This is a genomic window from Stappia sp. TSB10P1A (genome assembly GCF_900185725.1).
Classification (GTDB): Bacteria; Pseudomonadota; Alphaproteobacteria; order Rhizobiales; family Stappiaceae; genus Stappia.
Window position 1 is genome coordinate 141312 of record NZ_FYAU01000029.1, and the last position, 23370, is coordinate 164681.

Here is a 23370-nt window from a genome sequence, read left to right on the forward strand (position 1 = left end):
GACTTACCGCTCCTTGATCGCCACGAGGCGGTTGTAGGCATTCATCAGGAGCGAGGTGACAACACTGATGATGAGATAGACCATCATCATCACCGCGATCGCTTCGACCGCTTGCCCCGTCTGGTTCATGACGGTGTTGCCGATGTTGACCAGATCCGGATATCCGATGACGACGGCGATGGAACTGTTCTTGATCAGGCTGACATATTGACTGGTCAGCGGCGGCACGATCACGCGAAGGGCCTGTGGCAGCACGACATAGCGCAGGATGAAACGCGGACGCAGCGCGATGGAGCGGGCAGCCTCGACCTGACCGCGGGGAGTGGCCTGGATGCCGGCTCTGACGATTTCGGCGATGAAGCCCGAGGAATAGAGCGAGATTCCCGCCATCAGGGCCACGAATTCCGGGCTGATGGTTGCGCCGCCGGCAAAGTTGAAGCCCTGGCGTTGCGGATAGCTGATGGCGTGGGGGGCGCCGAAGACCAGCCAGACGAGAAGCGGCAGTCCGGCGATCAGGGCTATGCTTGGCCACAGCATGTCGACATAGCGACCGGTGGCTTCGCGGTGACGCTTGGCCAGATGGCTGGCGGCGGCGGCCAGAACGATGCCCGTGACCAGTGCGGCCAGCATCCACACATGGGCGGCATGGGCGACCGGCATCACGAAGGTCAGCCCGCGATTGGACAGAAAGCCCAATCCCCACAGCTCGATGGCCTGGCGCGGAGCGGGCAGGTTGCGGATCACCGCCGCCCAGAAGATCACCTGAAGGATGACCGGGATGTTGCGTACGATCTCGACATAGGCTGTGGCGATGCGCTGCAGCAGCCAGTTGGTCGAGACCCGCGCGATGCCGACCGAAAAGCCGATGACGGTGGCAACGACGATGCCCGCCGCCGAGACGGTCAGCGTGTTTATCAACCCGACCAGCAGAGCTCGGCCATAGGTATCGCGCGAGGAATATGCGATCAGCGTCTCGCCGATCTCGAACTGCGCGACCTGATCCAGGAAGCCGAACCCGGTGGCGATGTTCTGGCGGCTGAGGTTGGCGATGACGTTCTGGTAGAGGTAGAAGCCCAGAAGCGCCACCGCCGCTGCCAAAGCGACCTGATAGATCACTGTTCGGAAGCTTTCGCTGTAGAGAATGTCCTTCAGGTTCCGCGCGGGGCGTGCTCCGCTCCGGCCTGGACTGGCGTCTGTCATGTGTCGTTCCCATCAGGGCAAGGCATGTACAGCCTCCGCATCCGGCGAGCCGGCTGCGGAGGATACGGAAGAGGCGGCCTGCGGGCTTACTGCATCGGGAAGCCGTAGAGCAGGCCACCTTCGGTCCACAGCGCATTCTGGTCGCGGTCCAGCGCGACGGGGCTGTAGGGGCCGAAGTGACGCATGTAGATGTCCTTGTAGTTCCCGACTTGCTTCACGATCGCATAGACCCAGCCATTGTCGACACCGAGCTTGGCGCCGTTGTCGCCGATCACGCCGAGCAATGCCTGGACGTCGGGGTCTTCCGAATTCTTCATCTCGTCGACATTGTCCTGGCTCACGCCCAGTTCTTCTGCGTTGAAGGTGGCGTAGGTGACCCACTTCACCAGGTCATACCAATTGTCGTCGCCCTGGCGGACGGCCATTGCCAGCGGTTCCTTGGAATAGATGCCGGGCAGCATGATATGTGCGGAAGGGTCTTCGGTGTCGAAGGCGCGCACGCCAGGCAGGGCCGCCTTGTCCTTGGTCAGCGCGTCACAACGGCCCGTGACATAGGCATCGACCAACTGCTTGTTGTTCTCGATCACGACGGGCGTGTAGGTGAGGCCGCGGGCAGCGAAGATCTGGGCAACGTTGCGTTCGGTGGTGGAGCCGGGCGCCATGCAGATCGCCGCGCCATCCAGATCCTCGATCTTGGCGATGCCGTCGTCCTTGCGAACCAGAAAACCGGTACCGGTATAGAAGACCGGCGGGGCGAAGTTCAGTCCCAGTGCCGTGTCACGGCTGAGGGTCGCGGTCACGTTGCGGGCCAGCACGTCGACCTCGCCGGACTGGATGGCGGGAAAGCGCTGCTGGGAGGATAGCGCGACGAAGCGGACCTTGGATGCATCGCCAAAGACCGCGGCAGCGATGGCGTGGCAGAAGTCGACCTCGAACCCGCTCCATTTGCCCAGACTGTCCGGGGCCGCAAAGCCATGACGAGCCGGGTGGACGCCGCACAGCACTTCGCCCCGCGCCTTGACCGCCGCCAGCGTATCGCCCGAACCGGCCCGAGCCATCGGAGCCCCCGCGACGCCGAGCATGAGGCTAGCCATGATGGAAAGCCCGACAACCTTTGTCTTGATCATCTCATTCCCTCTCTGTTGGGGGGCATTGCGGTCTTGCTTGGCATCCGATTGACGCCCCCAGGATCATTGTATACATATGTTTTCATCGGTATTCAATAGGGAGCACCTCGCAGGAGGGCGCGAAAATGGACACAGAGAATCTGGGATATGACACGATCTTGGCCCATGCCGGCCGCTCGCCCGCCCTCCATTCCGGCGCCGTGAACACGCCGGTCTATCGCGCTTCGACCATCCTCTTTCCGAATCTGGCGGCGCTGGAGGCGAAAGAGGGAGCCAAGCTGCGCTATGGGCGCCGGGGCACACCCACGACCCACGCGCTTGAGGATGCGATCTGCGCCCTCGAGATGGGCGACAGAGCACTGGTTGCACCCTCGGGCGTCAATGCGATCAGCGTCGTTCTGATGAGTTATGCCGAGCCCGGTGCCCATTTCCTGATGACCGACAGCGCCTATGGGCCTGCCCGCAAGTTCTGCGAGTTCACGCTAAGGAAATTCGGCGTCGAGACGACGTATTATGACCCGACCATCGGCGCGGATATCGAAAGCTTGATCCGTCCGCAGACCAAGCTGATCTGGATGGAATCGCCCGGATCGCAGACCTTCGAAATTCAGGATGTGACGGCCATATGCCAGGCGGCTCGACGGCACGATGTGGTTACCGCCATCGACAACACCTGGAGCGGCGGTTATTTTTGCCGGCCGCTGACGCAGGGCGCCGACATTTCCGTTCAGGCCGGCACGAAATACATCTCGGGTCATTCAGACCTGATGCTTGGCACCGTGGCCTGTCGGGCTGAGCAGTATGAGCGTCTCCGCGAAACCTATCTGCGCTTCGGCGTCTGTGTTGGAGGAGACGATGCCTTCCTCGCCCTGCGTGGCTTGCGGACATTGGCTGTGCGCATGGCTCATCATCACGCCAGCGGCCTGAAAGTCGCGCAATGGTTGTCGCAGCAAGAGGAAGTGCTTCGGGTGATGCATCCAGCCCTGCCTGGCGATCCCGGACATGAGCTGTGGAAGCGGCACTTCTCCGGCGCTTCGGGGCTGTTTGGCTTCGTGATGCGCTCTGCTGATCGGCCTGCGCTCGGGCGGATGTTCGACGGACTGACCTTGTTTGGCATGGGATCCAGTTGGGGCGGCTTCGAAAGCTTGCTGGTGCCGTCCAACCCGTCCGTCTATCGCAGCGCCACGACCTGGTCTCCCGGCGGGCAGACCGTGCGCATTCATGTCGGCCTCGAGGATCCGGAGGATCTGATCAATGAGCTGCGTCGCGGTTTTGACCGTCTGAGGCAATAGCTGTCCGCGATCTTCGGCCGGGAGGCTGTGTGCCAACGTTCTGGCCTCGCAGAGGAAACATTTGTATACAGAAGGGAGTTGATTTCGCCCGCTCCGATCGGGCCAGAACTGCCGGGAAAGGCCGAGCCAAACGTATGACGCAGGTGTCCAAGTCCACGCTGATCCGACGCAGTCCCCTGGATCACCTCATGGATCTGATCGAGGCAGGCGAATTGCAGCCCGGCAGCCGCCTGACCGAAACCGAATTGGCCCAGAGACTGGGCATCAGCCGAACGCCAGTGCGCGAAGCGCTGCACCGGCTGCATGCAATGGGTCTTGCGGAGCACGGCCCTCAGCGCGGTCTGATCATAGCCCATCTGAGCTATGATCAGATCCGCCAGTTGTTCGCGGTGCGTGAAGGACTGGAAGGGATGGCGACCCGCCTTGCGGCTGAGCACGCCTCCCGGGCCGAGGTCAATCTGTTGCGCGACATGGTGGCGGGGGATCGCGAACTTAGGGATCCGCTCAAGCTTCTGGAGCGCAACAAGCTGCTGCACCGGCAGATTGTCCAGGCCTCGCACAACAAGTTCATGATCGAGGCGCTCGGCAACCTCCGGGTTCATCTCAGCCTTCTGCCCGGCTCCACCTATACAACGGGCGGACGCATCGATGAGGCTCAGGCAGAACACGAGGAAATCGTGGAGGCCATCGCCGCCGGCGATGGAGACCGGGCCGAGCAGGCTGCGCGCAAGCACATTCTGTCCGGTTTTCAGATCCGGCTGAAAATGATGGCGGAGCACGGCTTCAACTGAGCCGGCTACGATGGGGTTTAAGGGGCGCGCGAAATTGACCAGCCCGCCCCGCTGGGGTCAGGCGCCAGCAAGCCGTGTCAGCGCCGCGCCGAGGTTCCCGTCGACTTCACCGAGCAGACGTGCAGCCATGTCCGGAGTGGCTCCGGCAGCCACCAGTACCGCGCGCTTGATGTCATAGCCGGTCGCATCGAGCGCGGCCTGTGCCGCGTCATCATCGCATCCGGCGATGTCGGAAACGATCGTCACGGCACGGACGCGCAACTTGGCATTGGTCGCGCGCATGTCGACCATGTAGCCCTTGTAGACGCGGCCAAGACGCACCATCAGCCCGGTCGAGAAGGTGTTGAGCGCGATCTTCTGGCTGGTGCCGGCGGTCAACCGGGTGGACCCGGCCAGGATCTCCGGTCCGGTATCGAGCAGGACGGGGCAGTCGACCATCGACAGCAGCGGCGCCCCCGGATTGTTGGCAAGGCCGATGGTCGTGGCAGCGCGCTCCCGCGCGGTTTCCATGGCCTGAAGGACGTAAGGGGTGGTTCCGCTCGCCGCCAGACCGACGACCACATCGTTGGCGCTGACATCGAGCGCGTTCAGCGCCGCGCGCGCGGAAGCGCCGTCATCTTCGGCCCCTTCCTGGGCTTCGTAGAAACTCTGCGCGCCCCCGGCCAGAAGCACCTCCAGACGTTCGTCGGGCCAGTTGAAGGTCGGCTTCAGCTCGACCGCATCGAGCAGGGCGATTCGCCCGGACGTTCCCGCACCACAGTAAATCAGCCGCGACCCGGACCGGCGCATCACCGACGCGGCCATGGCGATTGCCCGGTCGATCTGCGTCTGCGCGGCGCGCAGCGCCGCGAGCGCTGTGCCCTGGCTCTCGATGAGAGCGGTCGTCATCGCCTCGCCATCCAGTTGGTCGAGTGGTGCGGCATGCCGTCCCACCGTCTCCGTCCGCGGCCGTGCGCCCAATCCGCCTTGCCTCATTTCGTGCTCCCTGGCCTGGCTCTTTCGATCGAAAATACAAAAATACCAAAATGCTACCACTTAGCTATGACATTCATCGGCGAGACCGGATCAATTCACGGCCTATAAATCGGTTCGCCGCGCTCTGTTGGCCGAGGCCGGCCTTGTGGAATGGTTTGAAGTGGACGATAATTGGATTTATATCACCGTCCGTCTCGGGCAAGCAACGGAGTTGGTTTTGGACAGGCTGATTATCCGCGGCGGGCGCCCCTTTTCCGGCTCGGTGCAGGTTGCCGGGGCCAAGAACGCGGCGCTTCCGGTGCTGGCCGCCTCTCTGCTGGTGGGAGGCCGCGTGTCGCTGTCCAACGTCCCGGCTGTCACCGACGTCGGCTCCATGCTGGATCTGCTTCGCATGCTGGGCGCGGACGTGACTGAGGCCGAAAATGGCCGGCTTTCGTTGTCCTCGGCGGCGGTGGCCGGATCCGAGGCAACCTACGATATCGTTCGCCGCATGCGGGCATCGTTTCTTGTCCTCGCCCCCCTTGTCGGCAGGCTCGGGCGAGCCCGCATTTCGCGGCCCGGCGGCTGCACCATCGGCACGCGCCCGGTCGATCTGCATCTGCAGGCGCTCAAGACCCTCGGGGCGGACATCAGCCAGGACGGCGGCGTGATCGAGGTCGCGGCGCCCGGTGGTCTCTCCGGCGCGCGCGTGGTGTTTCCGACGCCCTCGGTCGGCGCGACCCATACAGCGATGATGGCGGCGGCGGCGGCGCGCGGGGAAACGGAGATCGTCAATGCCGCGCGCGAACCCGAAGTCGCTGATCTCGCCGCGTTCCTGACGGCGGCTGGCGCGACCGTGGAAGGGGCCGGAACCCACCGCATTCTGGTGCAAGGGGCGCAGAGCTGGCGTCCCGTCGCGCATACGATCCTGCCCGACCGGATCGAGGCGGCAAGCTATATGATCGCCGCCGGCATGACGGGCGGGCGGGTGGAGGTCATGGGCGGGCGGCTAGAACATCTCGGCGCCGCCTGCCAGGCGCTTGAGGAAGCCGGCATCCGGATCTTCCCGAGCGACCGCGGCTTGATCGCGGAACGGGACGGGCCGCTGAGAAGCGTCGACGTGACGACAGAGGCATTTCCGGGGTTTCCGACGGACCTGCAGGCCCAGTTCATGGCGATGATGTGCCTTGCCGATGGGGTATCCGTCATCCGCGAGAGAATCTTCGAAGCCCGGTTCATGCATGTGCCGGAGTTGCAGCGGATGGGGGCAGACATCCGGCAATCGGGATCGATGGCGACCGTGCGCGGCGTCAAGGCGCTGCATGGCGCGCAGGTCATGGCAACCGACCTGCGCGCCTCCATGTCGCTGGTGCTTGCCGGGCTTGTCGCCGAGGGAGAGACGATCGTCCATCGGGTCTATCACCTCGACCGGGGTTACGAGGACATCGACGGCAAGCTCACGCGCTGCGGGGCCAGCATCGAGCGGGTTCGCGGATGAGCGCGATCCCAGGCCCGCAGGGGGCGGAGGTGCCGCTCTTTCTCGCTGTCGACGGCGGCGGCACTGGGTGCCGGGCGCGGATCGAGACGGGCGACGGGCGGGTTCTCGGGCGCGGTCTTGCCGGACCTGCGGCGACGCGCTTCGGCATCGATGCGACCTGGGCCGCGATTTCGCTCGCGGTAGCCAATGCGCTCGCGGAAGCCGGCATTGCCGATGCGCGCAGTGTTCCGATCCGGGCGGGCATCGGCGTTGCGGGACTGTCGCGGTCCGGCGCGCTAGCCGCGCTGGAGGCCATGCCGCACGATTTTCGCAGCATCGCTTTCGCAAGCGATGGCGTCATTGCCTGCCTCGGCGCACACAATGGCGGGGACGGGGGGATTGTCATCGTCGGCACCGGCAGTTGCGGCATCGCGCGGATCGGCAACCGGTCGATCAAGGTCGGGGGATACGGCTTTCCGATTTCCGACGAAGGGTCGGGAGCCTATCTCGGCCTGCGTGCCTTGCGGCTGGCGATGCTGTGCCATGACGGGCGGGCAGAGCGCACCGCGCTGCTCGGCGAGTTGCTCGATCATTTCGCGGGAGACCCCGCCAGGGTGGTCGAATGGATGGATGGGGCGACGGCGACGGATTATGCCCGTTTCGCGCCGATGGTGGTCCGACACGTGGACGACGGAGACCCGGCCGCGCGGCGGATCATGCAGGACGCGGCGGCCAAGATCGATGGCATCTGCCGTGCGCTGATCGAGCACGGCGCTCCGCGACTGTCGCTGCTCGGCGGGCTCGGCAGTGTCATGGAAACCTGGCTCGCGCCGGACCTGCGGCGCAGGCTGGCGCCGCCGCGAGGTGATGCGCTCGACGGCGCGGCGATCCTCGCCGGCCGTCCGCCGCTGGATGACATGGCATGAGGCCGGGTGCAAGGCCCGTTCCGGGCGATGACCGCGAGACATGTCGGGCCTGCGGGTGTGCATGATGTCCGCAAGAAAGGAAAAAACACGGATGAACAAAGCCGAGCGTCTTTTTCTCAACGCGCTTCCGATCGACGAGACCAATCCGACGCCGCGCTATATCCAGCTCGCCAGTCACCTGCGCGATGCGATCCGCGACTCGACGCTGAAACCCGGCGACGCCCTTCCGCCGGAGCGGGCGATCGTAAGCGCCACCAACCTGTCGCGGGTGACGATCCGAAAGGCGCTCGACGTGCTGGTGCGCGAGGGGCTGCTGCGCCAGCGACACGGCTCGGGCACCTATGTCAGCGACCGGCCCGAGCGCATCGAACAGTCGCTCGGCGTGCTGACCGGCTTCAGCGCCGACATGACGTCGCTCGGACACATCCCGTCGGTGAAATGGCTGCAGCGTGCCTATGCCATGCCGACCCCGACAGAGGCGATGATGCTCGGGCTTTCTCCTGGCGAGCAGGTGCTCAAGCTGCACCGATTGCGGCTTGCCGACGGCCAGCCGCTGGCCGTCGAACTCGCTGTCGTGCCCGCCAGTCTGCTGCCCAATCTCGAAACGCTTGGCAATTCGCTCTATGAGGCGCTTTCCAATGTTGGGGCGCTGCCTGAAAAGGCGTTGCAGCGAATGCGTGCAAGCCGTCTGCCTGCCTTCGAGGCCGAATTGCTCGAAGCCGAGGAGGGGGAAACGGTGCTCTATATCGAGCGGCTTTCGCGGCTTGCTTCGGGCCGGCCTGTCGAGTTCACGCGCTCGTACTACCGGGGCGACAAGTACGATTTCGTCGTCGAACTGACCCTCCCGAAGAAGCTCTAGGAGCCGATCGTGCAGCAGACCTCACGCGATGTCGGGACGCGCCTTGCCCGAGAGACGGCGGAAATCCCGCAGCGGGTCGCGGCGCAGATCGACACCCAGGCACTGCGGTATCGGGAGATCGGAGCCGGGCTCAAGGCGATGCGGCCGGTGGCGGCGGTAACGCTGGCGCGCGGGTCTTCGGACCACGCGGCGACCTTCCTGAAATATCTTTGCGAGATGCGCGTCGGCATTCCGTTGGCTTCGCTCGGGCCGTCGCTCGCCTCGGTCTATGACTGCCGGCTGCGGCTCTCCAACATGGTCTCCTTCGCCCTGTCGCAATCCGGACGCAGTCCCGATCTCGTCGCCTTCCAGCGCATGGCCGGCGAGCAGGGGGCTAGAACCATCGCGCTTGTGAATACCGTGGCCTCGCCGCTCGCGGAGGTGTCGCTGGACGTGGCCGATATCGGTGCAGGCGTCGAGGAAGCGGTTGCCGCATCGAAGTCCTTCGTTTGCACGCTCAGCGCCGCCGCGGCCATTGTCGATGCCTGGGCCGGCGACAGCGGTCTGGCTGCCGCGCTGGCCGACCTGCCGGAGTGCCTGCACCGCGCGCTTGCCTGCGACTGGTCAGGGCTGCTGCCGGTCGCGGCGCACGCTTCTTCTGTCTATGTGATCGCGCGCGGGCCGGGGCTTGCGGTCGCTCAGGAGGCGGCGCTGAAACTGAAAGAAACCTGCGAGCTGCACGCGGAGAGCTTCAGCGCCGCCGAGGTGATGCACGGGCCGATCCAGCTCGCTGCCGGCGATCTGTGCGCACTGGTTTTCCTGTCCCGTGACGCGGCCCGGCCGGGTCTGGTTTCGGCGGTTGAGCGGCTGGCGGCGACGGGCACGCGGGTGTTCGTCGCCGATCCGCTCGGTGAGGTTGGCGGGTCGGCGGGCGTTACCGCACTGCCCTGTGTCGCCGCTTCCGACCCCCTCCTCGATCCGCTGTGCCAGATCACTTCGTTCTACCGTTTCGTGGACCACCTGGCCCGCGGGCGGGGGCTCGATCCGGATCGGCCGAGGCTCCTGAAGAAAGTGACGGAGACGATATGACAGACGGTATGGCGCTCATCGCTCCGGCGGTGTTCGACGGAGACACGATGCATCGCGACACGGCTCTCGTGATCGCGGCGGGGCGCGTGCAGGGCCTGGTTCCGATCAACGCCCTGCCGAAGGGGTTTCCCTCCCGTGTGGTGGAGGCAGCGGTTCTGGCGCCGGGTTTTGTCGACTGGCAGGTGAACGGCGGCGGCGGCGTGCTGCTCAACGATGTGCCGACGGTCGAGGGCGTGCGGACGATCGCGCAGGCGCATGCCCGTTTCGGCACGACGGCATTGTTGCCGACGGTGATCACCGATGCGCAGACCGTGACGGAGCGTGCCGCGGACACGGTGGGCGCGGCGATTGCCGCGGGCGTTCCCGGCATTGTCGGGATCCACTTCGAGGGTCCGCATATCTCGCCGCAGAAAAACGGTGTGCATGATGCCCGCTTCATCCGCCCGCTTGCGGTGTCCGACATTGCACGGCTCACCCGGTCCGACCTTGGGGTCGTGGTGGCGACGTTGGCGCCCGAATGCGTCGATCTCGACGACATCGCCCTGCTTGCCGCCCAGGGAGTGATCGTCTCTCTGGGTCATTCCGCGGCCGATTTCGAACGCGCGACAGCGGCCTTTTCCGCCGGGGCGAGGGCCGTGACGCATCTGTTCAATGCCATGTCCGGACTGCATCACCGGGAGCCGGGGCTTGCCGGCGCGGCGCTGGCAAATCCGGCGGTCTTCTGCGGATTGATTGCGGATGGCCATCACGTTCACCCGGCGATGCTTGATCTTGTCGCGCGCACTGGTCCGGTCGGACGGCTGACGCTGGTCACCGACGCCATGTCGTCCGTGGGCTGTGCCGCCGACACGTTCGAGCTCAATGGACGAACCGTGCGCAGGGAAGGTGGTCGTCTGACCGTCGCCGACGGGACGCTTGCCGGATCCGATCTCGACATGGCCTCGGCTGTCCGGTTCATGGTCGAGCGCTGCGGTGTTGCCCTGCCGGCAGCGCTCGCGATGGCCTCGCGGGCGCCTGCGGCTCTGCTCGGGCTTTCCGATCGCGGTCATTTGCGCCGTGGCGCAAGTGCGGACATCGTGGCCCTGAATGCCGATCTGACGGTCGCCTCGGTGCTGATCGGCGGTCGGCCGATCCCGTGATCTGGCCGGCTGGCAGCTACCGGTTTTCGGACGCCGTTTCCGCGACCAACCCGTCGATCTCGTCGGCATAGTGGCAGGCGCTCAGCCAGTCGGGCTTGTCGGGCCGGGTCGCGGCGAGAGGCGGAACATCCTTCTGGCAGCGGTCCTGGGCGATATAGCAGCGCGGGTGAAACAGGCAGCCGCCGGGGCGGTGAGCCAGATTGGGTACATCGCCGCTCAGAACGATGCGTTTGCCGCAAGGCCCGCCTGCCGCACCCGGAAGCTTGGGCACGGCGGAAATCAGGGCCCGTGTGTAGGGATGGCGCGGCGCGGCGAAAAGGTCGGCCGCGCTCGCCTGTTCCACGAAGCGTCCGAAATACATCACGCCGATCCGGTCGCTGAGGTGGCGGACCACGGACAGGTCGTGGCTGATGAAGATGATCGCAAGGCCGAGATCGCGGCGCAACTGCGCGAGCAGGTTGATGATCTGGCTCTGGATCGACACGTCGAGTGCGGACACCGCCTCGTCGGCGATGATGATCTTGGGCGACAGGGCCAGGGCCCGGGCGATGGCGATCCGCTGGCGCTGGCCGCCGGAGAACTGATGCGGCAGCCGGCTCGCCGCCGACTGGGGCAGGCCGATCAGATCGAGGAGCTCGCGCACGCGCGCCGCACGGCCGGGCCGGTTGTGAACCACCAGCGGTTCGCCGATGATGCGTTCGATCGTATGGCGCGGATTGAGCGAGCCGAACGGATCCTGAAACACCATCTGGATTTCGCCGCGCAGGCGCTTGAGCGCCCGGCCGCGCGCGGCCATCACGTCCTCGCCCTCATAGAGGATCCGACCGGAACTCGCGGTCGCCAGCCGCATCAATGTGCGCGCCAGCGTGCTCTTTCCGCATCCCGATTCGCCGACAATGCCGAAGATCTCGCCGCGGGCGAGCGAGAACGACACGCCGTCGAGGGCCAGCACCGACTTGCCGCCGGGAGCCGGGTAGTGCTTGACCAGGTCAACGACCGACAGCATTGGGGTCATGCGGCAGGGTTCCAGCAATAGGCCACCCGATCATCGCGGGTGATGCGGGGGGGCAGGTCCGCGCGGCAGCGCGCGATCACCGCGCCGCACCGATCGGCAAAGGCGCAGCCGGGCGGACGGGCGCCCGGCGCCGGCACGGTGCCGGGGATCGCCGGCAGGGACACACCCGGCGGATTGGCTGCGGGAATGCTGCGCAACAGCGCTTCGGTATAGCGATGCAGCGGTGTCCGGAACACCGCGGCGACCGGACCCTGCTCGACGACGCGCCCTGCATACATGACGGCGACGGTGTCGCATGTCTCGGCGACGACGCCGAGATCATGGGTGACGAGCAGGCACGCCATGCCGAAGCGCTCCCGCATGCGGGCGATCAGTTCGAGGATCTGCGCCTGGATCGTCACGTCGAGTGCGGTGGTCGGCTCGTCGGCGATCAGCACCGCCGGCTCGCAGGCGATCGCCATGGCAATCATCACGCGCTGGCGCTGTCCGCCGGAGAGCTGGAACGGATAGCGGTCGAGCTGGTCGGGGCTTGCGGGCAGGCCGACGAGTTCCAGCAGTCGGAGGACCTCGTCGCGGCGCGCGGTTCCGCTCAGGCCGCGATGGATCTCGAGCACCTCGCCGATCTGGGCGCCGATCGTCATGATCGGGTTGAGCGAGGTCATCGGCTCCTGGAAGATCATCGCGATGTCGCGGCCCCGAATGGCGTTGAACTCGGCTTCCGAAAGTCCCGACAGCGGGCGACCGCGAAAACGGATGTCCCCTGCGGCATGCCGGACCGCAGCCGCCGGCAACAGGCCGAGTATCGACAGCGCCGTGATCGTCTTGCCGCTTCCGGACTCGCCGACAAGACCCATCATCTCGCCCTCCTCGAGCGCGAGCGACACGTCCTCCACCAGCGCTCCGATGCGCGCTTCCAGCCGAAGCCCGTCGACCGCAAGGACGACCTGCTTTGTGGTTGCGGCGGTTGCCGGTAAACTCATCTGCCCATTCCTCCGGTGCGATATCCGGACGCGCGATCCAGGCGGCTGTCCCGTTCTGCGAGTGGTCCGCGAAATTTGTCCGATATTGGTCCGCTCTGAATCGCCGGAAACTTGTAAATGGTTTTTAGGTGGACTACCATACACATGCTTGGCGACGGCCCGCAAGACGGTGTTGGCATGAGTGACCCGGGAAGGGATCTTGCCAGTTCTCGCAGGGACGCGGACCCTGTTTCGGGACGCGCGCCACCACATTGACGCATCAGGAATTGATCCATCACGGGAGGGTTATGGTTCATGGTTAGTCTGCGCGCGTTCCTCATTGCATCCGCTGCCGCGCTGGCCATCGGCGCCGCGGCCTCGGCCCCGGCTTGGGCCGCTTCGCTGGAGGTGGCGGTCGACAGTTCGCCGTCCGGTCTCGACCCGCATATCGTCACGGCGTTCTCGTCGTTCCAGATCATCGACGGGACCGTTTATGAAGGTCTTACGGCGCTCGACGGCGACCTCAACATCGTTCCGGGCCTCGCCACCGGCTGGACCATCTCGGACGACAAGAAGACCTATACGTTCACGCTGCGCGACGGCGTGACCTTCCACAGCGGCGGAACCATGACGTCGCAGGATGTCGCCGCGAGCCTGGCGCGGGTTCGCGCCGAGGCGACGGGCTCACCGCTTGCCAGCCGGCTGACGGCGGTGGAGGCGATCGAGACGCCGGATCCGCTGACCGTCGTGCTCAAGCTGTCGGCTCCCTCCGCGCCGCTCCTGTCTTCGCTGTCGACGATCGCGATCGTGCCGGCGACATACGCGGAGGATCTCGAGACGCTGCAGCGCGCGCCCGACGGCACCGGTCCGTTTCGCTTCACCTCCTGGCAGCCGAACGTGAAGATCGGGCTCGAGGCGAATGCCGGTTACTGGCAGGAGGGACTGCCCAAGCTCGATGGCATCAATTTCAACATCGTGCCGGAAGCGGCGACGCGCCAGGTCGGCCTGACCAGCGGCCAATATCACATCCTGCCCAACATCGATGGGGTGAACGCCCTGCAGTTGCAGGGGCAGCCGGGCATCGAGATCGCCGACACGCTGGAACTTGCCTATTCACTGGTCGGGTTGAACGTCAGCCGGCCGCCGCTCGACAATCCGAAGGTGCGCGAGGCGCTCAACTACGCGATCAACCGCGACGATCTGGTTCAGGCCGCGCTCTTCGGTGCCGGCAGGCCGGGCGGGCCGCTGTCTCCCGCCCTGACGAATTTCGCGGTTCCGACCAGCGAATTCGCCTGCTTCACGCCGGACGCGGACAAGGCGAAGAGCCTGCTTGCGGACGCCGGCGTCACAACGCCGGTGGATCTGGGGCTGCTCGTCCTGCCGCGCGATTCCACCAAGGCGATGGCCCAGGTGCTCCAGCAGCAGTTCGCGGCCATCGGCGTCAACGTCACCTTGAACATTCCGGAGATCGGCCAGTTCGTGCAGGACTGGCGGAACTCGGAGTTCGACCTGTTCGTCTCGCTCAACTCGGGCACGATCGAGCCGGACGACTACTTCTACCGGACGTTCAAGACCGGCGGGTCGACCAACGTCTTCAAGTACTCGAACGAGGAACTCGACGCGCTGCTGGAAGCCGGCCGCACGCAGACGGAGGTGGCCGAGCGCCAGACCATCTATCGCGAGGTGCAGGAGACGCTCGCCTGCGACGGCCCTGTGCTGTTCCTGACCTATGGCCAGATCTACACCGCCATGCGCGCGCAGGTTGACGGCTATCAGATCTATCCGAACCGGTCGCTCGCCTCGCTCAAGGCCGTCTCGCTCGGAAACTGAGCCGGCGGCGCCTGCACTGCGAGCACCGAATACCGCTGGCGCGGGTCCCGGACGGACCCGTGCCGGACGGCCTCTCCGAAAGTGTCGGCTGACGGTTTGGCCGCAGGCCGGGGAGCGACCGTCGCCTCCCTCGGAACGACATACGGACCAACGGCGCTAGAACCCATGCTGTTTCTCAATCGGCTCCGACGGCGACTCTTCGACCTGGCGCTCGTCATCATCGGCGTGTCGGTGCTGGTGTTCGCCTTCATCCGGATGATCCCCGGCGACGCCGTGGCGATCATGCTCGGCTCCAACGCGGAGGTGACGCCGGAGCGCATCGCCGCGGTTCGCAGCCGGCTCGGCCTCGACCTGCCGATCCACGAACAGTACATCGCCTGGCTTTCCGACGTGCTGGCGGGCAATTTCGGTGTCTCGATCTGGACGGGGCGGCCGGTGATCGAGGAAATCGCGGCCCATGTCTGGCCGACGCTGCAACTGACGCTGCTGGCCCTGCTGACCGCCATCGTGCTGGCGATCCCGCTCGGCATCCTGATGGCCCGCATCCGGGGCAGGCGGGGAGAAGCGCTCGTGCAGGCGGGGTCGGTTGTCGGCCTGACCATCCCGCCGTTCTGGCTCGGCATCCTCATGATCCTGGTACTGTCGAGCGTCGCCCCCGGCGTGCAGATGCTCGGCTATGTGCCGTTCTTGCAGGATCCGCTCGGCAATCTCACGCGGCTGATCCTTCCGGCCTTTGCCTTGTCGCTGCCGATCACCGCCAATCTTGCCCGCTTGCTGCGTTCGACGCTGCTCGAGGCCCTGCAGCAGGACTATATCCGCACCGCCCGCGCCAAGGGCATGCCGGCGCGCCGCATTCTCTATCGCCATGCCCTGCGCAATGCGCTGATCCCGTTCGTCACGTCGGTCGGGATCATGGCCGGATATCTGCTCGGCGGGGCGATCGTCATTGAGCAGGTGTTCGCAATACCCGGTCTCGGCCGGCTGATCCTGGGCGCGATCGCGGAGCGCAACTATCCGCTTATCCAGGCGACCATCCTGCTGGTCACCTGCAGCTTCGTGCTGGTCAACTTCATCGTCGACGTGATCTACGCCATGATCGATCCGAGGATCCAGGGATGAGTGGCACCTCCCCCCCGCCCGAACCGCCCGCCGCAGTGCTTCCGCACCGCCGAGGTCCGCGTCTTCCGGCCCCCACGCTCTACAACATGTCGCTCGGCATGATCGTCGTGCTGGCCATGGCTGCGATCTTCGCGCCGGTGATCGCGCCCTATGATCCCCTTTATCAGGACATTCTGGCCCGTCTCAAGGGGCCGTCGGCGGCGCATTGGCTCGGGACGGATCAGTTCGGGCGCGACGTGCTGTCGCGCATCCTGTTCGGCCTGCGCTCGTCGCTGATGATCTCCGGCGGCGCGGTGTTCGCCGCCTTTCTCGCCGGCAGCCTGCTCGGGCTGACGGCTGCCTATTACAAGGGCTGGGCCGACCGCATCATCATGCGGCTGATGGACGTGCTGTTCGCTTTCCCGGTGATGCTGTTGGCAATCGGCGTGATCGCGTTGCTCGGCCCGGGCGCGACCCCGACGGCGACGGCCATCGGTATCGTCTACACGCCGATTTTCGCGCGGCTGCTGCGTGGCCCCGCCCTGGTGGTCGCGGAAAGCGACTATGTCCTGAACGCAAGGGCGATCGGGGCCTCGGACGCGCGCATCATCTTCCTGCACATCCTGCCCAATCTGGTCAGCGTGATCCTGGTGCAATTCAGCCTACTGCTGTCGTCGGCCATCCTCGTCGAGGCCTCCCTGTCCTTTCTCGGGCTCGGCACCCAGCCGCCGGTGCCCTCGCTCGGCATGATGCTGTCGGAGGGGCGCGGCTTTCTGTTCCTGGCCCCTTGGGCCGCGGTTTTCTCGGGCTTTGCCATCCTGATCGTCGCCTTTGCGCTCAATCTTTTCGGCGATGCGCTACGCGACGAACTCGACCCGCGATTGCGCCAGGCCTGAGGCGTCTGGCGAGGATCGCATGTAACCATGGGAGCTGCTGATGCAAGACCCTCTGGAGATTACCGTCAACCGCCGGCGCTTCGACCGTAACGCCGGCGTGCATGCGGCAATGACGGCCGAAGCCATCGCGACGCTCGTCGGCGTGCCGGTGCGCAACGCCATTGTCGAGCGCGAAGTCGGCCCCGGCGCCTATGAGCGGCTGGCCCCTGGCGACGAGATATCTGTCAAGACGGGCATGCATTTCCTGGTGACCCGGGAATTCGTGATGGGCGGCTGAGGCGGCCACATCAGGTCCAGCGAAGGGGGGGAGGAGCATGTCCGACCGGGACAAACGGGTCGTTCTCCGGCTGTCGCGCCGCGACCTCGACGGTTTCGGCGCCGCTCTTGCGGCTGCGACCGGGACGTTCGTCGATTTGCCCATGCTGCTGGCGGCGAGCGAGACGCGCGAGGCCTTGGTTCTCACCGTCGTCGAAACCGGCGTGGACGCGGCCGTAGCTCCGGAAGCTGGCCGGGATGGTCTGACCGTCGGCCGTGTTCGCATCGTTCCGGCGGATGCCGGCGCGGGCTTCTCTGGAGCGCTCGAAGACTGGCAACGGACGGTCGCGACCCGGACCGCCGACACGTCCTGCATGGTGTTGGTGGGACTGGGGCAGGCCGCCGACGCGCCGGTGGAGGTGGCGGCGGTCCATGGCGCGGGCGGCTCCGCAGCAGCGGTGGAGCGTGTCATTATCGAGCGCACGCCGCAGGTTCGCCTGTGGCGGGGGGGACATCCGCCGGCCTTGCCGGAACTTCCGCCGGAGCGTGTCGCCCGGTTTACCAGTTCCTTTGGCGTGGAGGCCTGGCAGCGCCTGCGCCGCGCCTGCGCCGTGGTGATCGGTGCGGGCGGCACCGGCTCGGTCGCGATCCCGATCCTGGCACGCGCCGGGGTCGGACGGATCGTTATCGTCGACACGGATGAGATCAGCGCGTCCAATCTCGAACGGACCCATGCCAGCTTTCCCGAGCATGTGGCGGCGCCTACCAAGAAGGCCGTGCTCGCGCGCGACCATGTGCGCCAGATCGACCCCGACATCAATGTGGTCGCCATCGACGGTCGCCTGCCGCAGCGAGCGGTTGTCGAGGCCATCGCCGAGGCCGATGTGCTGCTCGGCTGCACCGACCAGCACACGAGCAGGCTTGCCCTCAGCGACGTGGCGCGGCGCTTCCTGGTTCCGGCGATCGACTGTGGCGGCCTGATCGAGGGAGCGAACGGCCACGTCACCGGCCAGATCATCCAGCTTGTCCTGTTCCGCCCCGACGACCCCTGTCCGCGCTGCCGAGGCATGATCAATGATGTACGGGTGGCGCAGGAACTGATGTCGCCACAGGAGCGGGCCCGGCTGCTTGCGCAAAGCGCCGGCGGTTCTGTGCCGCCCGAGGCCGCGGACATCCCGCAGATCGATACGGTCGGATACATCACCACGGTGAGTGGCACGCTGGCGGCCGGCTACGCGATCGGCTGGCTCACGGGGCGGTTCGATCCGCCGTTCGAGCGCATGCAGATGAACCTCGTCGCCGACTGCCTCGACGTGACCAATCGTCCGCAGCGCATCGATCCGGCGTGTGGGTGCCGCCATGCCCGAGGACTTGGCGATGCCGGTCAGGTCTTCGCGCCGTTTGTTCCGCCCGCGCATTGGCCTCCGGCGCGGACGGTCTGACCACAGGATAATCGCGCCGTCTCACCTGGAAGCCTGGAATTGCCGTTGCAGCGCCTGCAGCGACCGATGTTGCGCCCCGTTTGCCTGATGGCTTTCGCCGACTGAGGGATCGACCTCCAGCACCAAAACCGCCGTCTCTCCGACATGGCGCGGCAGATCCGCCCAGGGCAGATTGCCCGCCCCCAGTTCGAGCCCTTCGCTGGTCAGCGCGTCGAGCGGGATCTCCGCCGGCGCCAGCGCCGGTTCAGGGTAGAAGCGGCTGTCGCTGACATGCAGCCAGGGCATCTTTGGGTCGACGAAATCGAACGGATGCAGCCGGTCGGCTCGCTCCAGATCCTCGTCGAGGATCGCCGAGAAGCGGACATCATCGCGGGTTTCGGCCGGATAGGTTCGGCGCCAGTTGAACAGGTTCGCGGACAGCGTCGCATGGGCCACGTCGACGAACGGCGTGACATTGGCGATCCGCTCGCGGTCGAGAAACGTCCGGAATGCGGCGATCTCCCAGGGAAAGAAATGATCGAGCGGTCCGGCGAGGAACGAGGCGCGGTCGCGCGGCAGCAATGCGTAATGGCCGACATTCTCGACGAGAAGCCGAATCGGATCGGCTTGCCGGGCGAGCCGCGCAATCGTTGCGTTGAAGCCGTCGCTCGCCTCGGCGCGGCTCGCCCGTTGCGGCGCGTCGCCATACACCAGACCCCAGTAGCGGTGCACCACCACGTCCTTCGCCCCCGCATCGCGGGCGAAGGCGATCGCATCCAGAACCTGATCCGCATCGAAGTCGAGGCGGGTGACGCGGCCGACCTCCTGCAGCGGCACGTGAACGGTCAGGACGAGGGGGCCGTACTCCGCGCGCAGCCGGTCGAGATTGGCGAGGCAGGTGGCGCGCGCGCGATCCTGCTGAAGATCCCGCGGGCCGAAAGTGTGCAGTTCGAGCACCACCGGCAGTCCGGCGCGCACCAGCGCCGCCGCCCTGTCGGCGAGTTGCGGATAGTCGACCACGGCGCCCTTGAGCGCGAATGCGGGCATACGGCGCTCCCTCAGATGCAGCCCGATGCCCGGATCCGGGCGACGGCATCGTCGCCGAGGCCGAGCCAGTCGGCAAGCACCTCGTCCGTATGGGCGCCGAGCGCGGGCGGGCCGCGATGCACGGCGGGAGGCGTCTCCGACATCCGGATCGCCGGTGCCGGGACAGGAACCGTGCCGCCGGAGGGATGCGGCACATCGGCGATCTGTCCGCGGTGGCGGAGCTGCGGATTGGCGATGACGTCCGGGATCTCGGCGACGGGTTCGCAGGGAACGCCAACGGCATGCAGGCGGGCGAGGATGTCGGCGGCGTCGGTCGCCAGCCCCCAGGCGTCGATGATCGTTTCCAACTCCGCGACATGGGCATTGCGGGCGACAAAGGATGAGAACCGGACGTCCTCGGTCAGTTCCGGCCGCCCCATCGCCTCGGCGAACCGTGCGAAGTGATGGTCGTTGCCGGCGACGATGTAGACCCATTTGCCGTCGCGGCTCTTGAAGCAGTGGGACGGTGCCAGATAGCGGTCGCGGTTGCCGAGGCGCGTGTGGTCGATCCCCAGCAACTGAGACTCCGCGATCTGCGTGGTCAGCATCGACAGGGCGCTGTCCATCAATGTCGCCTCGACCACCTGGCCGCGACCGGTCGTCTGGCGTGCCTGGAGCGCCGCAAGTGCGGCGATCGTCGCATAGAGCGCGGTGGAGTAGTCGCTGACGAAAACGCCTGCCATGGTCGGCGGCCCGTCCGCCTGTCCGGTCAACGTCATGATGCCGCTATGCGCCTGGGCAGCCCCATCGAAACAGGCATGCGAGGCCATCGGCCCCTCCTGTCCGAAGCCGGAGATGCGCACCAGGACCAGACCGGGATTGGCCGCGCTGAGCACATCATAGCCACAGCCCATCTTCTCCAGCGTGCCGGGTCGGAAGTTCTCGATGAGAATGTCGGCCGTCGCGGCGAGCCGGCGCAGGAGCGCCTGACCATCGAGATGGCGGAAGTCGAGCGAAAGGCTGCGCTTGTTGCGATTGGCGCCGAGAAAGAACAGGGTTTCGCCGTCGATCATCTCGCCGACGCGCCGACCTTCCTCGCCGCCATCGAGGCGCTCCACCTTGACGACATCTGCGCCAAGGTCTCCAAGCACCTGACCACAGAAGGGGCCGGCAATATATCTCGAGAGGTCGAGAACTTTTATGCCGATCAACGCGGAATTATTTGCGGTCTTGCTTGACATTTATTTATCTTGTGTCTTGATAAAAGGAGAAAGTAGGAGATTTTTCATGGAAGTTCGCTTTCAGAGTTGGTTGAAGACAAAGACCGGGTGCGCCATTGAGCAGCTTGATCTGTCCGACGATGTTCGCACCATCTCCGATCTGACAGCGCTGCTTGCCGACCGGCATGCCGAGGCAGCCGCGCTGTTCAACGCCCCCGAGGCCCTGCGCTATGTGGTCGACCGTCGCTATGTGACCCCCGATCATGAGCTTGCGTCCTCCGCCGTGCTGGAGATCTACCCGCCAGTCACCGGGGGCTGAAAGAGGCAACCGCGCAGACCGGACAGTCGGCGCGTTTCTCGATCGCGACCTCCGTCACCCGCGCGGCCATGCCGTCGACAATCAGGATACGGCCCGAGAGGGTATCTCCGTCCCCGATCAGGATCTTGATCACCTCCATGGCCTGGAACCCGCCGATCACCGCGAGGACGGGGCCGGCAACGCCGATCTCGGAGCATGACGGCGTCAGCGTCGCGGACAGGGCGGCGGGATAGAGGCATCGGTAACAGGGGTGACCGGCGCCGCGATAGGGAGTGAATGTGGTCACCGTTCCGTCGGTCATCTGCGCGGCGCCACTCACCAACGGCTTGCGTGCCGTGAGGCACGCCGCCTGCAAGGCATCGCGGGTCGCGAAATTGTCCGTGCAGTCCGCCACCAGGTCATAGGCGGCCACAAGGTCGGCGGCATTTTCGGCGGTGACCGGAAAGGCATGGGTGACCACTGCCACATGCGGGTTCTGGCGGCGCAGCTTGTCGGCCGCGCTGTCGACCTTGGCGCGGTCGATGTCGTCGATGGTATGGATCACCTGGCGGTGCAGGTTGGACAGTTCCACGAAGTCGCCATCTGCGATGCCGACTGTGCCGACGCCGGCCGCCGCGAGATATTGCAGAACCGGTGCGCCCAGTCCGCCGGCGCCGACGACAAGCACGCGGCCGGCCTTGAGGCGCCGCTGGCCCTCCATGCCCCAGCCCGGCAGGATCATCTGCCGTTGGTAGTAACGCTGCTCATCGGAATGCAGATCGTCGGTCATGCGGAGATCGCCTTGTCGGGCCGGAGTGGCGGGCCGGCGGCGGTATCATGCGTCGCCCGGGCGGAGCCATAGCCGTGCACATGGCGCAGCAACCGGTAGACGCCGTTCGCACGGTTCGGCGCCATGGCTTCCACCAGGCCGGCCTCGATCAGCAGATCGGGCGGGTGGGCCGCAATCTCCTGCGGCCGGCGCCGGTGGTAGAGGCCGACGGCGATGGCAAGCAACCCTCGCATCACCCGCGCATCGGAATCGGCGCGAACCTCGACGACGCCGTCGGCCTCGTTCCAGCCAAGATCCAGCCAGACCTGCGACTGGCACCCGTGGAAGCGCGTCTCCTCGCACTTGCGCGCAGGATCCATCGCCGGCAGCCCTTCTGCCAAGGCAAGGATCAGCTTCATGCGCGCATCCCATCCCTCGGCGGCGCTGAAGCGGGCTTTCAGGTCGGCGATGTAGTCAGCGATCGAACCCATTGCCTGGTCCCCTGCGGCCTGGTTCCTTACGTCTCCTATCCGCACCGCAAGCGGGTGCGCGGCATGTGCGAAACCCGTTGCCGGGCGGCCACAATTCGCGGCGACCGCCGGAAACGGTCCTAGGCCGCCGAGCGCGCGGCCGCGAGAACGCCGCCGGCGAGCGGCGTCTTCACGCCCGTGGTGTGCGGGAAGCTGATCGGCAGGCCACGCAGCGAGCGCATCGCGAGATAGGCGAAGCACTCCGCCTCGACCGCGTCGCCACGCAAGCCGACGCTTTCGGCCGGAAGGGCCTCCGCGCCGGTGCGCTTGCCGATTTCACGCATCATCACAGGGTTTTTGCGCCCGCCGCCGCACACGATGATCCGGCGCGGACGGACGGGCAGCAGATCGAGCGCCTTGCCGACCGCACCGGCGGTGAAGGCGGTCAAGGTGGCAGCCCCGTCCTCAAGCCCAAGGCCGTCGGCCATGGAGGCGGAGAAGTCGAACCGGTCGAGCGACTTCGGGTAGGGAGCCGCCAGGAAGGGGTGTTCGAGCAGGGCTTTCAGTCGCTCCTCGTCGACGGAGCCGCTGGCGGCCAAGGCGCCGTCCACGTCCATGTCGCCGCCGGTGTGCTGTGCGATCCAGTCGTTGACCGGAGCGTTGGCGGGGCCGGTATCGAAGGCGATCATCTCGTCGCCGTCGCACCAGGTCAGGTTGGCGACGCCGCCGAGGTTGAGGATCGCGGTTTCGGAGCCGGCGCGCACCTTCCGCAGCGCGGCCTTGTGATAGATCGCCGACAGCGGCGCGCCGTGCCCGCCCGCCGCCATGTCGGCTGACCGGAAGTCGTAGACCACATTGGTGCCGACGATCTCGGCCATGCGGGCGCCGTCGCCGAGCTGCCGGGTGTGGCCGCGGACACCGCCCTGGGGCGCCACATGCAGCACCGTCTGGCCGTGGAACCCGACTGCGGCGATGTCGGAGGCGGTGTAGCCATGCTTGTCCAGGAAGGCGTTGACGGCGAGCGACTGGGCCTCCGTCAGCGCGATCTCCGCCTCGCGGAAGATCGCCGGCTCCGGCCCCTCGAAACGCCATTCGAGGGCCGCGGTGAAGGTCCGTGCCAGCAGATCGCGAATGTCGACAGGATAGGGCGCGAGTTCCCAGGGGCCGAAGGCCTCGATGCTCTGCCCATCGGTCTTGATCATCGCGATGTCGATATAGCCATCCAGAACGGTCCCGGTCATCAGACCGATCGCCCACGCTGGCTTCATGTCGCATTCCTC

Annotated in this window: 23 protein-coding genes; 13 read left to right on the plus strand and 10 right to left on the minus strand. The window is 66.1% G+C overall.

Annotated elements, in window-relative coordinates; translation table 11 throughout:
• Positions 1-3 precede the first annotated feature (3 nt).
• On the minus strand, positions 4-1200 hold the full coding sequence (locus TSB10P1A_RS14510; RefSeq protein WP_186388651.1) for an amino acid ABC transporter permease: 1197 nt from the start codon (positions 1198-1200) through the stop codon (positions 4-6).
• Between the two features lie 86 nt (positions 1201-1286).
• Positions 1287-2297 carry an amino acid ABC transporter substrate-binding protein gene (locus TSB10P1A_RS14515; protein ID WP_371515136.1) on the minus strand — a complete coding sequence of 337 codons (1011 nt, stop codon included), beginning with the start codon at positions 2295-2297 and terminating at the stop codon, positions 1287-1289.
• 155 nt (positions 2298-2452) lie between these two features.
• Here TSB10P1A_RS14515 and metC point away from each other — a divergent pair, with 155 nt between their 5' ends.
• The gene (gene metC, locus TSB10P1A_RS14520) at positions 2453-3619 is read left to right on the plus strand and encodes a cystathionine beta-lyase (protein WP_186388653.1); all 1167 of its coding nucleotides are present in this window, start codon (positions 2453-2455) and stop codon (positions 3617-3619) included.
• A gap of 188 nt (positions 3620-3807) precedes the next feature.
• Entirely contained in the window at positions 3808-4410 is a 603-nt protein-coding gene (locus TSB10P1A_RS23900) for a GntR family transcriptional regulator (protein WP_256376467.1), read from the plus strand.
• 57 nt (positions 4411-4467) lie between these two features.
• Here TSB10P1A_RS23900 and TSB10P1A_RS14530 read toward each other — a convergent pair whose 3' ends face one another.
• Positions 4468-5385 carry an N-acetylmuramic acid 6-phosphate etherase gene (locus TSB10P1A_RS14530; RefSeq protein WP_186388655.1) on the minus strand — a complete coding sequence of 306 codons (918 nt, stop codon included), beginning with the start codon at positions 5383-5385 and terminating at the stop codon, positions 4468-4470.
• 217 nt (positions 5386-5602) lie between these two features.
• On the opposite strand from TSB10P1A_RS14530, the gene murA reads away from it, so the two are divergent.
• From murA to nagA, 5 genes are read left to right on the plus strand one after another with little or no spacing between them, the layout of a single operon-like run.
• Positions 5603-6862: a UDP-N-acetylglucosamine 1-carboxyvinyltransferase gene (murA, locus tag TSB10P1A_RS14535; protein WP_186388955.1), complete on the plus strand. Its 1260-nt coding sequence runs from the start codon at positions 5603-5605 to the stop codon at positions 6860-6862.
• A complete protein-coding gene (locus tag TSB10P1A_RS14540) occupies positions 6859-7767 on the plus strand; it encodes a BadF/BadG/BcrA/BcrD ATPase family protein (protein ID WP_186388656.1) in 909 nt (302 codons plus the stop codon). The genes murA and TSB10P1A_RS14540 overlap by 4 nt, the downstream gene beginning before the upstream one ends.
• Before the next feature lie 40 nt (positions 7768-7807).
• Positions 7808-8626: a GntR family transcriptional regulator gene (locus tag TSB10P1A_RS14545; protein WP_244293126.1), complete on the plus strand. Its 819-nt coding sequence runs from the start codon at positions 7808-7810 to the stop codon at positions 8624-8626.
• 9 nt (positions 8627-8635) lie between these two features.
• Complete coding sequence (locus tag TSB10P1A_RS14550; RefSeq protein WP_186388657.1) at positions 8636-9694, plus strand: SIS domain-containing protein; 1059 nt, start codon at positions 8636-8638, stop codon at positions 9692-9694.
• Positions 9691-10833 (plus strand): N-acetylglucosamine-6-phosphate deacetylase, encoded by a 1143-nt coding sequence (nagA, locus tag TSB10P1A_RS14555; RefSeq protein WP_186388658.1) that lies wholly within the window; start codon positions 9691-9693, stop codon positions 10831-10833. The genes TSB10P1A_RS14550 and nagA overlap by 4 nt, the downstream gene beginning before the upstream one ends.
• Before the next feature lie 16 nt (positions 10834-10849).
• Here the strand turns inward: nagA and TSB10P1A_RS14560 are convergent, their stop codons facing one another.
• Together TSB10P1A_RS14560 and TSB10P1A_RS14565 are read right to left on the minus strand one after the other, a co-directional pair.
• Positions 10850-11848 carry an ABC transporter ATP-binding protein gene (locus TSB10P1A_RS14560; protein ID WP_186388659.1) on the minus strand — a complete coding sequence of 333 codons (999 nt, stop codon included), beginning with the start codon at positions 11846-11848 and terminating at the stop codon, positions 10850-10852.
• Positions 11845-12828 (minus strand): ABC transporter ATP-binding protein, encoded by a 984-nt coding sequence (locus TSB10P1A_RS14565; protein WP_186388660.1) that lies wholly within the window; start codon positions 12826-12828, stop codon positions 11845-11847. Before TSB10P1A_RS14565 ends, TSB10P1A_RS14560 begins: the two co-directional genes overlap by 4 nt.
• A gap of 294 nt (positions 12829-13122) precedes the next feature.
• Here TSB10P1A_RS14565 and TSB10P1A_RS14570 point away from each other — a divergent pair, with 294 nt between their 5' ends.
• The 5 genes from TSB10P1A_RS14570 to TSB10P1A_RS14590 all read left to right on the plus strand — a co-directional run bounded on the left by TSB10P1A_RS14570 (position 13123) and on the right by TSB10P1A_RS14590 (position 18328).
• Positions 13123-14637 carry an ABC transporter substrate-binding protein gene (locus TSB10P1A_RS14570; RefSeq protein ID WP_186388661.1) on the plus strand — a complete coding sequence of 505 codons (1515 nt, stop codon included), beginning with the start codon at positions 13123-13125 and terminating at the stop codon, positions 14635-14637.
• 165 nt (positions 14638-14802) lie between these two features.
• Positions 14803-15756: an ABC transporter permease gene (locus TSB10P1A_RS14575; protein WP_186388662.1), complete on the plus strand. Its 954-nt coding sequence runs from the start codon at positions 14803-14805 to the stop codon at positions 15754-15756.
• Positions 15753-16631 (plus strand): ABC transporter permease, encoded by an 879-nt coding sequence (locus TSB10P1A_RS14580; RefSeq protein ID WP_186388663.1) that lies wholly within the window; start codon positions 15753-15755, stop codon positions 16629-16631. The genes TSB10P1A_RS14575 and TSB10P1A_RS14580 overlap by 4 nt, the downstream gene beginning before the upstream one ends.
• A 40-nt stretch (positions 16632-16671) precedes the next feature.
• Positions 16672-16908, plus strand: coding sequence for a hypothetical protein (locus TSB10P1A_RS14585; RefSeq protein WP_186388664.1), 237 nt, complete (start codon positions 16672-16674; stop codon positions 16906-16908).
• Between the two features lie 37 nt (positions 16909-16945).
• Entirely contained in the window at positions 16946-18328 is a 1383-nt protein-coding gene (locus TSB10P1A_RS14590; protein WP_186388665.1) for a ThiF family adenylyltransferase, read from the plus strand.
• A 21-nt stretch (positions 18329-18349) separates the two neighbouring features.
• Here TSB10P1A_RS14590 and TSB10P1A_RS14595 read toward each other — a convergent pair whose 3' ends face one another.
• Positions 18350-19354, minus strand: a complete 1005-nt coding sequence (locus tag TSB10P1A_RS14595; RefSeq protein ID WP_186388666.1) for a TIM barrel protein — start codon at positions 19352-19354, stop codon at positions 18350-18352.
• 11 nt (positions 19355-19365) lie between these two features.
• Positions 19366-20574, minus strand: a complete 1209-nt coding sequence (locus TSB10P1A_RS14600; RefSeq protein WP_186388667.1) for a CaiB/BaiF CoA-transferase family protein — start codon at positions 20572-20574, stop codon at positions 19366-19368.
• Between the two features lie 46 nt (positions 20575-20620).
• Between TSB10P1A_RS14600 and TSB10P1A_RS14605 the strand changes: the two genes are divergently transcribed.
• Positions 20621-20872 carry a MoaD/ThiS family protein gene (locus TSB10P1A_RS14605; protein WP_186388668.1) on the plus strand — a complete coding sequence of 84 codons (252 nt, stop codon included), beginning with the start codon at positions 20621-20623 and terminating at the stop codon, positions 20870-20872.
• Here the strand turns inward: TSB10P1A_RS14605 and TSB10P1A_RS14610 are convergent.
• The 3 genes from TSB10P1A_RS14610 to TSB10P1A_RS14620 form a co-directional block, all read right to left on the minus strand.
• Positions 20859-21641 carry a molybdopterin-synthase adenylyltransferase MoeB gene (locus TSB10P1A_RS14610; RefSeq protein WP_186388669.1) on the minus strand — a complete coding sequence of 261 codons (783 nt, stop codon included), beginning with the start codon at positions 21639-21641 and terminating at the stop codon, positions 20859-20861. The genes TSB10P1A_RS14605 and TSB10P1A_RS14610 overlap by 14 nt on opposite strands.
• On the minus strand, positions 21638-22111 hold the full coding sequence (locus tag TSB10P1A_RS14615; RefSeq protein WP_186388670.1) for a SufE family protein: 474 nt from the start codon (positions 22109-22111) through the stop codon (positions 21638-21640). The genes TSB10P1A_RS14610 and TSB10P1A_RS14615 overlap by 4 nt, the downstream gene beginning before the upstream one ends.
• A 119-nt stretch (positions 22112-22230) precedes the next feature.
• Complete coding sequence (locus tag TSB10P1A_RS14620; protein WP_186388671.1) at positions 22231-23358, minus strand: anhydro-N-acetylmuramic acid kinase; 1128 nt, start codon at positions 23356-23358, stop codon at positions 22231-22233.
• Between the last annotated feature and the right edge of the window lie 12 nt (positions 23359-23370).